At 69.2% G+C, this 13,648-nt stretch carries 10 protein-coding genes; 5 read left to right on the forward strand and 5 right to left on the reverse strand.

Annotated features, from left to right (window positions below; genetic code table 11):
• Positions 1-291: 291 nt before the first annotated feature.
• From BM060_RS14765 to BM060_RS14780, 4 genes are all read left to right on the forward strand, one after another.
• Positions 292-2,007 carry a Na/Pi cotransporter family protein gene (locus BM060_RS14765; protein WP_043316042.1) on the forward strand — a complete coding sequence of 572 codons (1,716 nt, stop codon included), beginning with the start codon at positions 292-294 and terminating at the stop codon, positions 2,005-2,007.
• Between the two features lie 114 nt (positions 2,008-2,121).
• Positions 2,122-2,445, forward strand: coding sequence for a hypothetical protein (locus BM060_RS14770; protein WP_061563167.1), 324 nt, complete (start codon positions 2,122-2,124; stop codon positions 2,443-2,445).
• Positions 2,446-2,598: 153 nt separating this feature from the next.
• Positions 2,599-4,779, forward strand: coding sequence for a putative bifunctional diguanylate cyclase/phosphodiesterase (locus BM060_RS14775; RefSeq protein WP_074980741.1), 2,181 nt, complete (start codon positions 2,599-2,601; stop codon positions 4,777-4,779).
• The gene (locus BM060_RS14780; RefSeq protein ID WP_074980742.1) at positions 4,776-6,338 is read left to right on the forward strand and encodes a methyl-accepting chemotaxis protein; all 1,563 of its coding nucleotides are present in this window, start codon (positions 4,776-4,778) and stop codon (positions 6,336-6,338) included. The genes BM060_RS14775 and BM060_RS14780 overlap by 4 nt, the downstream gene beginning before the upstream one ends.
• A gap of 346 nt (positions 6,339-6,684) precedes the next feature.
• Here BM060_RS14780 and BM060_RS14785 read toward each other — a convergent pair whose 3' ends face one another.
• Entirely contained in the window at positions 6,685-7,644 is a 960-nt protein-coding gene (locus BM060_RS14785) for an NAD-dependent epimerase/dehydratase family protein (protein ID WP_074980743.1), read from the reverse strand.
• Between the two features lie 196 nt (positions 7,645-7,840).
• Here BM060_RS14785 and BM060_RS14790 point away from each other — a divergent pair, with 196 nt between their 5' ends.
• On the forward strand, positions 7,841-9,223 hold the full coding sequence (locus BM060_RS14790) for a M16 family metallopeptidase (RefSeq protein WP_074980744.1): 1,383 nt from the start codon (positions 7,841-7,843) through the stop codon (positions 9,221-9,223).
• Positions 9,224-9,226: 3 nt separating this feature from the next.
• On the opposite strand, the gene BM060_RS14795 is transcribed toward BM060_RS14790, so the two are convergent.
• From BM060_RS14795 to BM060_RS14810, 4 genes are all read right to left on the reverse strand, one after another.
• Complete coding sequence (locus BM060_RS14795; protein ID WP_074980745.1) at positions 9,227-9,778, reverse strand: GNAT family N-acetyltransferase; 552 nt, start codon at positions 9,776-9,778, stop codon at positions 9,227-9,229.
• Between the two features lie 122 nt (positions 9,779-9,900).
• A complete protein-coding gene (locus BM060_RS14800; protein ID WP_074980746.1) occupies positions 9,901-11,193 on the reverse strand; it encodes an MFS transporter in 1,293 nt (430 codons plus the stop codon).
• 222 nt (positions 11,194-11,415) lie between these two features.
• Entirely contained in the window at positions 11,416-12,087 is a 672-nt protein-coding gene (locus BM060_RS14805; RefSeq protein ID WP_009614386.1) for a S1C family serine protease, read from the reverse strand.
• 191 nt (positions 12,088-12,278) lie between these two features.
• Positions 12,279-13,508 carry a nucleoside recognition domain-containing protein gene (locus BM060_RS14810; protein WP_074980747.1) on the reverse strand — a complete coding sequence of 410 codons (1,230 nt, stop codon included), beginning with the start codon at positions 13,506-13,508 and terminating at the stop codon, positions 12,279-12,281.
• Between the last annotated feature and the right edge of the window lie 140 nt (positions 13,509-13,648).

Raw genomic sequence — 13,648 nt, forward strand, 5'->3', positions numbered from 1 at the left:
CACAACGCCCGTAGGATGGGTTACCCATCGTCACCGCCATGGTCCGGCGTGGCCAGCAAATTCAATCGCGGACAGAGTCCGCTCCTACGTCCGAGATTCCCTGCAAAAACTCCCCCGGGTTACGCCCCAACGGCTTTACTCAAGGGAAACGCCCCGACGAATCAGCATCTTGTCGAACCCTTGCGGGACTGCGAGGGTCTACCATGACAATTAGATGACAGAAAAATCGGCCAGAGTCGTCCCACAGCGTAGTCACGCCTGGGCGGCCATGCAGTAACGAGGGGGGCCGCCATGCTGACACTGCTCAACCTGCTTTCCGCCGTCGCCTTGCTGGTGTGGGGCACGCATATCGTGCGCACCGGCATCCTCCGGGTGTACGGCAGCGACCTGCGGCGCATTCTCAGCCGCAGCGTGCAGAAACGGCCGCTGGCCTTCGCCGCCGGCATCGGCGTCACCGCACTGGTGCAGAGCAGCAACGCCACCGCGCTGCTGGCTACCTCCTTCGTCGCCAGCGGCCTGATGGCGCTGGCCCCGGCGCTGGCGATCATGCTCGGCGCCGACGTCGGGACGGCGCTGATGGCGCGGGTGCTGACCCTCGACCTGTCGTGGCTGTCGCCGCTGCTGATCTTCTTCGGGGTGATCTTCTTCCTCACCCGCAAGCAGACGCGCCTGGGCCAGCTGGGCCGGGTGTTCATCGGCCTGGGCCTGATCATCCTGGCGTTGCAGCTGATCGTCGAGGCCGCGGAACCCATGACCCAGGCCAAGGGCGTGAAGGTGCTGTTCTCCAGCCTCACCGGCGACGTCATGCTCGACGCCCTGACCGGCGCGCTGTTCGCCATGATCTCCTACTCCAGCCTGGCCGCCGTGCTGCTCACCGCGACCCTCGCCACCTCCAAGGTGATCTCGCTGAAGGTCGCGCTGTGCCTGGTGGTGGGCGCCAACCTGGGCACCGGCATCCTCGCCCTGATCGGCTCCAGCTCGCAGAACGCCGCCGGCCGCCGGGTGGCCCTGGGCAGCCTGTTGTTCAAGGTCGCCGGCTGCGTGCTGGTACTGCCGCTGATCGGCCCGCTGGCGCAGTGGGTGGACGGCTGGCCGTTCCGCACCCAGGAGCTGGTGATCGCCTTCCATGTGCTCTACAACTCGGTGCGCTGCCTCGCCTGCCTGCCGCTGACCACCCAGATGGCCGCCTTCTGCACGCGCATCATGCCCGACCGCGCGGCCCCCGAGGACCGCGTGCGCCCGCGCCACCTCGACCCGGCGGCGCTGGACACGCCGAGCCTGGCGCTGGTCAACGCGGTGCGCGAGACGCTGCGCATGGGCGACATCGTCGAGCAGATGCTGATCAACCTGCTGCAGGTGACCCGCGGCGGCGACCCGCTGCTGGGCAAGGAGATCCGCAAGCTCGACGACGACGTCGACGCGCTCTACACGGCGATCAAGCTGTACCTGGCGCGCATGCCCCGCGAGGATTTGAGCGAGCGCGACAGCCGGCGCTGGGCCGAGGTCATCGAACTGGCCATCAACCTGGAGCAGGCCGGCGACATCATCGAGCACATGCTCAGCGCCGTGCAGGACAAGAAGACCTCGCGCAGCCGCTCCTTCTCCGACAACGGCCTGGCCGAGATCACCGCGCTGCACAGCCAGCTGCTGGTCAACCTGCGCCTGAGCCTGTCGGTGTTCCTCAACGGCGACCAGGAAGGCGCGCGGCGCCTGCGCCGGGCCAAGCAGCGCTTCCGCCTGCAGGAACGCCGCTACGCCCACTCCCACGTCGACCGCCTGCGCCAGCAGGTGGTGCAGAGCATCGAGACCAGCTCGCTGCACCTGGACCTGATCGCCGACATGAAGCGCCTGAACTCGCTGTTCTGCGCCATCGCCTACGCCGTCCTCGACAATCCCGAGGCCGGCAGCGGCGAGGAGGCCGAGGACGACTACGTCGAGCAGGCCCTGGAAGATGCCGCCCAACCGCCGGGCCACGGCGTGCCGCCGGGATCCAGCGCGGCCGGCTGAGGGCCCGGCCGGCAGACGGCGTGTGGCAGCTCGCCGCGGGACTGATCCGCGTCAATGCCCGGGCATGGCGTTCGGCTAGGGTGGTGGCCCTTTGCCAGCCACGAGCATGACGCCATGACCCTTAGCCGGCTTCCGGCCCAGTTATTGGTGACCTCCCAGGACGAGAGCGTGGCGCGCCAGGTGCGCGCCCTGCTCACGGTCTACCAGGTGCCCTGCGCGGTACTCGCCGGCCCCGGCGACTGCGAGCAGGCCCCGCTGTGCCGCTGGTTCAAGGATGCCGCGCTGAGCGATACCGCGCGCCTGCACGCCTTGCTGGCCGACGCCGTCGGCGTGCTCGAACGCAGCCGACACGCCTTCCGCTCGCGCGAGCTGGGGCAACTGCGGCGGCGCCTGGAGGCCGCATTGCGGGAGTTGTCCGCCTCCCCGCCGATGGTGTAAAAAACCCCGACCAACGTTCCGCCACCGCGGAAGCCGGCTTTGCCGGGCAGGACGCCAAGGGCCTGCAAGACAAAGCGCCGCGCCTGTCGCCGAATTCATCGTGCGACGGGCGCGGCGCTTTTTTCATGCCCGCAGAAAAACAAGGAGGCAAGCATGGGCCTGGGACCGAAGCTCGACCACATGCTCGACCGCATCGGCCTGTCGCCGGCGGAGATCGACCAGCGCCTGCGCTACCTGCACTGGCAGCAAGCCGACGAGCAGCGCCTGCAGCAGGCCGCCGCCGAGCGCGGCGACAGCCACGCGCGCTTCATCGAACAGCTCTACGCGCACCTCGGCCAGTTCCCGCCGCTGGCGGCCATCCTCTCCGAACCGGCCACCCTGCAGCGCCTCAAGCGCAGCCAGGCGCAGTACTACGAGCAGCTCTGGGAGGCCCCGCAGGACGGCGGCTACGTGCGCGACCGCCTGCGCATCGGCCTGGTCCACCAGCAGGTGGGGGTGGAGCTGAAGTGGTACCTGGGCGCCTACCGCCTGTACCTGCAGCACATGCTCGACGAGCTGCTCGGCGACGCGCCGCAGGCAGCGACCTTCGCCAGCCTGCTCAAGCGGGTGTTCTTCGACATGTCGCTGGCCATCGACACCTACGGCGCCGCCCAGCGCCAGGCCCTGGAGGACAGCGAGGCGCGCTTCGCCCGGGCCCTGCGCGGGGCCAACGACGGCATCTGGGACTGGGACCTGGCCAACGACCGGCTGTACGTTTCCGAACGCTGGACACGCATGCTCGGCCTGAGCCGCGACAGCCTCGGCGAGGGCAGCGCCAGCTGGTTCGCCCGCGTGCACCCCGACGACCTGCCCGGCCTGCGCCAGGCCATCGACGCCCACCTGCGCGGCAGCGCCGCCCTGCTCAACCACGAGTACCGCATCCGCCAGCGCGACGGCGGCTACCTCTGGGTGCAGGCCCGCGGGGTGATCACCGACGGGCGCATGGCCGGCTCGCAGAGCGACATCAGCCAGCGCAAGGCCAGCGAGCACCAGCTCAGCCACGCCGCGCGCCACGATCCGCTGACCGGCCTGGCCAACCGCCTGCGCCTGGACGAGCTGCTGCAGCAGGCCCTGCAACGCCAGAGCCGCCCCGGCGCGCGCGAGGCCGGCTTGCTGTTCATCGACCTGGACCGCTTCAAGCTGATCAACGACAGCCTCGGCCACGCCGTCGGCGACCGCGTGCTGGTGGAGGTGGCCCAGCGCCTGCTGCGCTGCCTACGCCCCGGCGACCACCTGGCGCGCTTCGGCGGCGACGAGTTCGTGGTGCTGCTGGACGACATGGCCAACCTGGCCGACGCCGAACAGGTCGCCCAGCGCATGCTCGACTGCCTGCACCAGCCGCTGCACCTGGACGGCCGCACCCTGGTGGTCAGCGCCAGCATCGGCATCACCGGGCTGATCGCCGAGGGCCAGGCGATCGACACCCTGCAGGCCGCGGACCTGGCCCTGTACCGCGCCAAGGAGGCCGGCAAGGCGCAGTACGCGCGCTTCTCCAGCGAGCTGCAGGCCGCCGCGCAGCGCCGCCTGGAGCTGGAGAGCGCGCTGGGCCAGGCGCTGGAGCGCGGTGAATTCAGCCTGCACTACCAGCCGATCCTGCGCATCGACGTCGACCCGCCGCGGCCCATCGCGGTGGAAGTGCTGCTGCGCTGGCAGCGCGACGGCCAGCCGGTGTCGCCGCTGCAGTTCATCCCGGCGCTGGAGGAGTCCGGCGAGATCGTCCGCGTCGGCGACTGGGTGCTGCGCGAGGCCTGCCGCCAGACCCGCGCCTGGCAGCGCGACGGCCAGGGCTGGCTGTACTGCTCGGTGAATCTGTCCATCCGCCAGCTGCAGCAGCCGGGCTTCGCCGAGCGGGTGCGGCAGATCCTCGCCGAGACCGGCCTGGCGCCGCAGAGCCTGGTGCTGGAGATCACCGAGAGCCTGATGATGCAGGACGGCGCCGAGACCCTCGCCTGCCTGCGCGAGCTGGCCGCCCACGGCGTGCGCCTGGCGCTGGACGACTTCGGCACCGGCTACTCGTCGCTGGGCTACCTCAAGCGCTTCCCGCTGGACCTGTTGAAGGTCGACCGCAGCTTCATCGGCAAGGTCCCCGACGACCCCGAGCTGAGCGCCATCTGCCGCGCCATCGTCGGCCTGGGCCGCAGCCTCGGCCTGGAGGTGGTGGCCGAGGGCGTCGAGCACCCCGAGCACCTGGAATTCCTGCGCAAGGAAGGCTGCCGCTTCGCCCAGGGCTTCCTGTTCAGCCCGCCGCTGCCGCCCCACATCCTGCACCCCGCGGCCATGGAGACCCACCGATGAAGCTCAACCTGCCGGTCAGCGGGCGCCAGGTCGAGGTGCCGGCCAGCGCCAACATCCTCTCCACCACCGACCTCAAGGGCGCGGTCAGCCACGTCAACCCGGACTTCCTGAGCATCAGCGGCTTCAGCGCCGAGGAACTGCTGGGGCACAACCACAACCGCGTGCGCCACCCGGACATGCCGCCGGCCGCCTTCGCCCACCTGTGGCGGACGCTGCAGGCCGGGCGCAGCTGGATGGGCCTGGTGAAGAACCGCTGCAAGAACGGCGACCACTACTGGGTGAGCGCCTTCGTCACGCCGATCCGCCATGGCGGCAAGGTGGCGGAGTACCAGTCGGTGCGCACCCGCGCCAGCGTCGCCGAGGTCGAGGCCGCCGAGCAGCTGTACGCGCGCATGCGCGCCGGCTGGCTGCCGCGCCGGCCACGCCTGGGCCTGTTGCCGCGGCTGCTAGTAGGCCTGGGCCTGGCGCAGGCCCTGGGCGCGCTGCTGGCGTACCTGGCGCCCGCGCCCTTGGCCTTCGGCCTCGCCCTGCTGCTTTCCGGCGCCTGGCTGGCGCACCAGCTGCAGCCGCTGCGGCCCCTGCTGGCGCGCGCCCGGCAGGTCGCCGACAACCCGCTGAGCCAGCGCCTGTACAGCGGCCGCACCGACGAATTCGGCGAGCTGGACTTCGCCCTGCGCATGCTCGAAGCCGAGACCGGCGCGGTGGTCGGGCGCATGGCCGAGGCCTCGCGCCAGCTCGCCGAACACGCCGGGCAGCTGGCCGGCACCGTGGCCGACAGCAGCGCCGGCACGCGCCGCCAGCAGCAGGAGACCGACCAGGTAGCCAGCGCCATGCAGCAGCTGGCGCAGAGCGTCCAGGAAGTGGCGCGCCACGCCCAGCACAGCGCGGTGGCGGCGCAATGCAGCGAGCGGGTGACCCAGGCCGGCCAGGGCGAGGTGCAGGCCACCCGCGGCCAGCTCGCCACCCTGGAGGACGCGGTGCGCCGCGCCAGCGAGGCGGTGGAGCAACTGCACGGGCACAGCGAGGGCATCTCGCGGATGCTGCAGGTGATCCAGGAAGTCGCCGGGCAGACCAACCTGCTGGCGCTCAACGCCGCCATCGAGGCAGCCCGCGCCGGCGAGGCCGGGCGCGGCTTCGCCGTGGTGGCCGACGAAGTCCGCGCACTGGCCTCGCGCACCGCCGACTCGGCATTGGATATCCACAGGCTGGTGGGCGACCTGCAACGCGGCGCCGGCGCCTCGGTGCAGGCCCTGCGCCACAGCTGCGAACAGGCCCACACCAGCCTCGACCAGGCCGGCCGCGCCGCCGGCGCGCTGGAGGAGATCGCCGGGCAGGTCTCGGCGATCCAGCGCATGAGCCTGGAGATCGCCGGGGCCATCGAGGAACAGGGCTGCGCCAGCGAGGAGATCGAACGCAGCCTGTTGGCCATTCGTGAGTCGGCCGACGGCAATGCCGCCAGTGCGAGCCATAGCCAGGCCAGTGCGGCGCGGGTGGCGGAGTTGGCGGCGGGGTTGAGGATGATGGCGGGGCATTTCTGGGAGGGGCGGCGCAACGCTTGAATGAAGGGCGCGGCTCTTCGTAGGAGCGAGCTTGCTCGCGAATGGTGTTTCCTGGGAGCTGCGGGTGTTGGGGTTCAGAGCGCCCTCTCCCTAACCCTCTCCCTGAAGGGAGAGGGGACCGTTCGGAGTGCGTGGGTATTCCTGAGTTAGCCGGCTAGCACCGAAATTGCCGGCTGAAGCCAGGCCTTTTCTCGGCACGGACTAGCCCCCTCTCCCTTCAGGGCGGGGCGCGCAGCCGAGGGCTGGGGAGAGGGAACGGAGCCAAACCAAAACACCGAAGTCACAACTGAGCCCCGTTCGCGAGCAAGCTCGCTCCTACGAAAAGCCCCCAGCAGCACAGTTCCCCCTACCCCGCCCGCAACCCCCGCGCCGCGATGAACGCCAGAAACGCCTCCCGGCTCGAATACCGCGGCTGATACCCGAACTCCCGCTTCAACCTCGCATTGTCCAGCACCGGACGGTAGCGCATGAAATCCACCTGCTCCGGGCCGAAGGGCGCCAGGCCCAGCGGCCGCAGCATGGCCAGCGCGCCGCGCAGCAGCGGCGCCGGCAGGGTGCGGTAGGGTTTGCGCAGCAGCCCGGCGATCTCGCGCAGGCTCAGTGCGCCGTCGCCGGCCAGGTTGTAGATGCCCTCGCTGCCCTGCTCCAGGCCCTGGCGGATGATGTTCACCACGTCCTGGTCCCAGATGAACACGAAGCGGCTGCAGCGGCCACTTATCCCCAGCACCGAACGCCCCATGAACAGGTCGGTGACCGGGTTGTGCACACCCCTCCCGAGGATGGTGCCGGGGCGCAGCACCAGCTGGCGCAGCTGTGGACAACTCTGCCGCAGGCCGGCCAGCAGCTGTTCGATCTCGTGCTTGTGGCGGGCGTAGAGGAACTGCGACTGGCCGCGCAGGGGCTGGTTCTCGTCGATCAGCTCGGCGTTGTCCGGGTGGAAGCCGTAGGCCGCGGCGGAACTGGCCACCACCAGTTGGCCCACCTCGTGCTCCACCGCCGCCTCGAACAGCGCGCGGCTGCCGCCGACCTCGATGGTGTGCAGGCGGGTGGCGGACATCTGCGGCGGCGGGTTGACCACCGAGGCCAGGTGCACGATGGCCTGCGGGCGCCACTGCCGCACGCACTCGCGGACCTGCCTGGGGTGGCCTATGTCCAGCTGCACCGGCTCGATGTTCGGCCGCAGGTGCTGCGTCGGCAGGCTGCGCACGTCGGCGGCCACCAGCGTCCAGTCGCCATGCTGGACCGCCAGTTCGTTGAGCAGGTTCTGGCCGATGTGGCCAGCCGCGCCGGTGATCAGGACGCGCATGGGTGCGGCCTCCGCGTTGGGCGATGCGGCAGGGCGTTGCCGCTAGCGAAAGGCCATCAATCACCCATCGCGCCACGCCTGATGATAGACCGGGCACGGGCAGGTCGCAGCCCGTCGCCACGGGTGCCGCCCATGGGTAGGTGGATCAGCGGCAATCCGCTATTCTCCTGGCTTTGCTTTTTTCCAGGCTTGGCCCATGCGTTGGTTGTTCCTCCCCCTCCTGTTCCTGCTCGGCGGCGGCTGGTCGTTGGCCGATTCGCGCTCGACCGTGGAGGGCTACCAGTTGCAGAACGGCATGGGCGTGCTGTTCAAGCCGACCAGCCAGCGCGGCTCGGTGTCCATCCGCCTGGTGGTGGGCGTGGGCTTCTCCGACTTCACCTGCCATGACCGGCAGTTGCCGCACCTGCTGGAGCACCTGTTCTTCAGCGGCCTGGACGGCGGCGACGAGGCCGACCTAGAAGCGCGCATGCAGGCCCTGGGCGGCCAGTGGAACGCCTACACCAGCGAGGGCGACACCACCTTCGTCATCGAGGCGCCGGCGGCCACCCAGCGCCAGGTGCTCGACCTGCTGCTGGAAGTGCTCACCCGCACGCAACTGGACAAGGCCAAGGTAGAGGCCACCAAGCAGGTGCTGATCCGCGAGGACGGCGGCCACTACTCGCACCTGCAGCGCTTCCTCGACCACCAGAACACCAGCCGCCCGGGCCAGGAACAGCTCGCCGTGGAACTCGGCCTGGCCTGCGCCGAGCGCCCGCAGGTGGCGCACCTGACCCAGGCCCAGCTGGAGAAGCTGCGCAGCGACTGGTACGTGCCGGCCAACATGACGCTGATCGTGGTCGGCGACCTCGACCCGCGCCTGCCCGCCTACCTCAGCCACACCTTCGGCAGCCTGCCCGACCGGACCACGCCGGAACGCCGCGAACTGCCGGAAATGCAGGGCCCGGCGACGCGCCAGCGGACGCTGGACAGCGGCCTGTTCGGCGAGGGCGCGGTGGTGCACTGGATCTTCCCCGAGCCGGCCGAGGCCGACGGCGCCGCCCTCGACCTGCTGCAGGCCTACCTGAGCGACGCGCTCTATGCCGACCTGCGGGTCCATCGCGAGCTGTCCTACGGCCCCTGGAGCGAGCGCACGTCCTACGCCAACCAGGGTTTCCTCAGCCTCAACGCGGACATCGCCCGGGAAGATGAGGACGCCACCCTGAAGGCCCTGCGCGAGGTGGTGGAGAACATCCGCCAGCACGGCCTGGACGCCCAGCGCTTCGCCCGCATCCAGCGGGTGCAGCGGGCGCAGCTGGCCTGGAGCACGCCGAGCAACGCCAGCCTCGCCGACTACTACTGGGGCGCGCTGGGCGACTACGACGGCAGCCAGTTCCCCAACGAGGACCGGCGCCTGGCCAAGGTCAGCCTGCAACGGGCCAACGACACGGCGCACCAGCTGTTCAAGGACGAAGGCTACCTGCGCATCGAGAAGCCGCTGCTGGACGACGACATGGTCTACCCGCTGGCCGCCGGCGCGGTGCTGTTGGTGCTGCTGCCGCCGGCGGCACTGTGGCTGTGGTGCCGCCGGCGCAAGCGCTGAGTCTTACAGCGCCAGGCGGCGGATCACCCGGGTGGCGTCGTCCGGGTCGCGCTGGGCGCGGAAGCCCAGTTCCACGGCGAGGTCGCGCATGTCGCGGTCGATGGCTTGGTCGATGCTGTACATCTGGACGAAGCCGTTGCGCCGCGCCACGTCGATCAGGTGGCGCATCAGCGCCTTGCCCAGGCCCCGGCGCTTCCAGTCGTCGGCGGTGGTCAGGGCGCATTCGCACTGGTTCGCATCCACCTTGGCGTAGCGGCTGATGCCGATTTCGCGCAGTTCGCCGTCGTCGTGCACCAGGGCGACGAACGCCATGTTGTCCTGGTAATCCACGTCCATCAGGCTGTCGAGCAGCGCGTCGCTGATCTTCACTTCGCCGTGGAAACGCAGCTTGCGCGTCATCGGCGACAGGCGTTCGAGGAAGTTGCGCTCCAGCTCGCGGTCTTCCGCGCGCAGCGGGCGGATCAGCACGTGGCTGCCGTCGTCGAGCGTCTCGATCCAGTGGTCATGGCCGCCGGCGGCGAGCGCCGCGGCTTGCTGGTGCAGGGGGGTGGGCATGGCGTTGTCTCCGAGGAGAAGAAGGAAATGTCATTGACCTATCCTTCTCCTGCCGCCCCTGGCCACCCTTGACCGAGGTCAAGACCGGCCGGGGTTGGCCAGTGGCAAAGCGCCGCAGGCCCTCAGGCGCCGGCCAGCGCGCCGCCGGAAGTGGCCGCGCGGCCGCGGCGGCGGAACAGCACCAGGGTGGCGACCAGGCCCAGCAGCGCCGCACCGCTCAGCCACAGGCAGGGGGCGGCCTTGTTGTCCAGGGCGTGGATGAGCCAGGTGCAGGCCGCCGGGGTGAAGCCGCCGAAGGTGGCGGTGGCCAGGCTGTAGGCCAGGGAGAAGCCGGTGGTGCGCACGTCCGCCGGCATCACTTCGGTCAGCGCCACCACCATGGCGCCGTTGTAGCTGCCGTAGAGGAACGACAGCCACAGCTCCACCGTCAGCAGGCGGGCGAAGCTGGGCTCGGCCACCAGCCAGGACAGCGTCGGATAGGCGGTCAGCAGCGCCAGCACGGTGGCGGCGAGCAGCAGCGGGCGGCGGCCGATGCGGTCGGACAGCGCGCCCATCACCGGCAGCCAGAAGAAATTCGACAGGCCGATGCACATGGTCACCAGCAGGGCGTCGAAGTCCGACAGGTGCAGCTCGTTCTTGCCGAAGGTCGGGGTGTAGGCGGTGATCAGGTAGAAGGACACGGTGGTCATCACCACCATGGCGGTGCCGGCCAGCACCAGGCCGAAGTTCTGCCCGATGGAGCGCAGCACCTCGCCCAGGCGCGGGTGGTGCTTGCGTTGCTGGAAGGCCTCGGTCTCCTCCAGGGAGCGGCGGATGACGAACAGCGCCGGGACGATCATGCAGCCGACGAAGAAGGGCACGCGCCAGCCCCACTCGCCCATCTCCGCGGGGCTCAGCCAGTGGTTGAGGATGACCCCCAGCAGCCCGGCGAAGACCACCGCCACCTGCTGGCTGGCGGACTGCCAGCTGACGAAGAAGCCACGTTTGCCGGGGGTGGCGATCTCCGCCAGGTACACCGACACGCCGCCCAGCTCGACACCGGCGGAGAAGCCCTGCAGCAGGCGGCCGAGCAGCACCAGCAGCGGCGCCAGCGCGCCGAGGGTGGAATAGCCGGGGACGAAGGCGATCAGCAGGGTGCCCATGGCCATCAGCGCCAGGGTGATGATCAGGCCCTGGCGGCGGCCGTGGCGGTCGATGTAGGCGCCGAGGAAGATCGCTCCCAGCGGGCGCATCAGGAAGCCGGCGCCGAAGGTGGCCAGCGACAGCATCAGCGAGGCGAAGGGATCGTCGCCGGGGAAGAAGGTCTTGGCGATGGCGGTGGCGTAGAAGCCATACACCATGAAGTCGTACATCTCGAGGAAGTTGCCGCTGACCACGCGGAACACGGCCTTGGCCTTGGAATTCTTGGAAGCCATGGGAAACACCATTCTGACGATCACGGGGCCCTTCCCGGATGCGAGCAGGCAGGCAGCGGCCGGGAAGATATTTGTAACCCTATGTGTAAAAACTGCCCGAGATCAAATGAAAAATGGCTGAAAGGCCCGAATTACAAGGGTTTGAAAGGCTGGTGAAAGCTTCGTGACAGCTCGTCGGAAAATTCACAAAAAATCAGCAGGCATGGCAAACGCCATTCCTGCCTAGGGATTGCTCGCCTGCAACCGGCGCCCCATTTCCGCTTCCCGTTCCCGCGCCAGCTTGACCTGGAACAGCTTCCATTCGCGCTCGATCACCGCGTAGGGCACGAACACGCTGATGCGCTTGGCGCCCTTGAGCCCCGGGTGCTGCACGCCGCCCCAGGCCGTGCCCTTGTAGCCGATGTTCATGCCCAGCACGCTGCCGTCGGCCGCCACCAGCGGCCCGCCGGACATCCCCTGGGCCAGGGCCGCGTCATGGATGCCGTACAGCTCCTCGTTGGGCTCGTTGAGGTTGCGGTAGGGCACCGGCCACACCCGCCCGCGGGAGCTCACCGGCAGCAGCAGGGTGCTGCTGCCCAGCGCCGTCACCGCCTCGCCGTTGCGCGGTGCGCGCCAGTGCGGCAGCGGCCCGTCGGCCTTGCGGCGGATGAACACCAGGTCGCAGCGGGTGCTGCAGGAATAGGCCAGGTCCGACAGGTAGGGCACGTGGGCCGCGGTCACCGCATAGTCGGCATTCCACTGCACCGCCGAAGCCACCATCAGCCCCGGCGCCGGCAGGCCGGACAGCACCGTGAAATAACGCGAATTGAGCTGGCCATCGACTTCCGGCTTCACCCAGCCGTTGCAGCCGGCCAGCAGGGCGCACAGCGCCAGGCAGCTAACTTTCCCTCTCATTGCGATTTTCCTTAATTTGGTTTGAGGAAAATCTAATTTCGATTAAAGGAAAGTTCTTATGGAAAATTAACCGTATTAAGTGGCGCGAATCCTTAATTAAAAATCCAATTACCCAATTGTTTCTGAAAGAAACTTCAGAAGAATAAGGATATTCAAATATTTTCCGCTTTTGTTAATTAAACGGCCGGGCCTCAGCCGAAGAACCAGTAGCAGACGCCGATGGACGCCAGCACCCCGGCCAGGTCGGCCAGCAGGGCGCAGCCCACGGCGTGGCGGGCGCGCTGGATGCCCACCGAGCCGAAGTACACCGCCAGCACGTAGAAGGTGGTCTCGGTGCTGCCCTGCACGGTGGCCGCCAGGCGCGCGGCGAAGCTGTCCACACCCTGGCTCTGCATGGTCTCCAGCAGCATGGCGCGCGCCGCGCTGCCGGAGAACGGCTTGACCAGCGCGGTGGGCAGGGCGTCGACGAAGCGGGTGTCCCAGCCCAGGCCCTCGACCGTCCAGCGGATGCCGCCGAGCACCATCTCCAGGGCCCCGGAGGCGCGCAGCACGCCGACGGCGCAGAGCATCGCCACCAGGTAGGGCAGCAGGTTCTTGGCCACGTCGAAGCCTTCCTTCGCCCCTTCCACGAAGGTTTCGTAGACCGGCACCTTCTTCAGCCAGCCGAGCACCAGGAACAGCACGATCAGGCCGAACAGGGTGAGGTTGCCCAGCAGCGAGGAGAGTTGCGCCAGCGCCGTGGCGGAAAGCCCGGCCAGCAGCGCCATGAAGGCCCCAAGGGCGAGGGCGCCGGGGACCAGGTAGGCGAGCACCAGCGGGTCCCACAGGCGCAGGCGCTGCATGACCGCCACCGAGAGCAGGCCGACCAGGGTCGAGGCGCTGGTGGCCAGGAGGATCGGCAGGAACACCAGGGTCGGGTCGGCCGCGCCCTGCTGCGCGCGGTACATGAAGATGGTCACCGGCAGCAGCGTCAGCGACGAGGCGTTGAGCACCAGGAAGAGGATCTGCGCGTTGCTCGCCGTGGTGCTGCTGGGGTTGAGTTCCTGCAGCGCCTTCATCGCCTTGAGGCCGATGGGGGTGGCGGCGTTGTCCAGGCCCAGGCCGTTGGCGGCGAAGTTCAGGGTGATCAGGCCGATGGCCGGGTGGCCGGCCGGCACCTCGGGCATCAGCCGGCGGAACAGCGGGCCCAGCAGCCACGCCAGGCGCTCCACCAGGCCGGCCTTCTCGGCGATGCGCAGGAAGCCCAGCCAGAGCGTCAGGGTGCCGAACAGCAGGACCATGACCTCCACCGACAGCTTGGCCATGGCGAACAGGCTCTCGACCATGGCGGCGAACACGTCGGCCTGGCCGCCGAGCAGCCAGCGCGACAGCGCGGTGACCGCCGCGACCAGGAAAAAGCCGAGCCAGAGGCCGTTGAGCATGGGTATCCCCCCCAAGGACGTTGGCCGCGATGATAACGGCGCGCGTCCATCGCTGCCAGAAACGCCAAGGCCCCGGACAGCGCCGGGGCCTTGCTGGTACGGCTTTTCGTAGGAGCGAGCTTGCTCGCGAACGGCTCCGC

The organism is Pseudomonas citronellolis, assembly GCF_900112375.1.
Taxonomy (GTDB): Bacteria; Pseudomonadota; Gammaproteobacteria; order Pseudomonadales; family Pseudomonadaceae; genus Pseudomonas; species Pseudomonas citronellolis.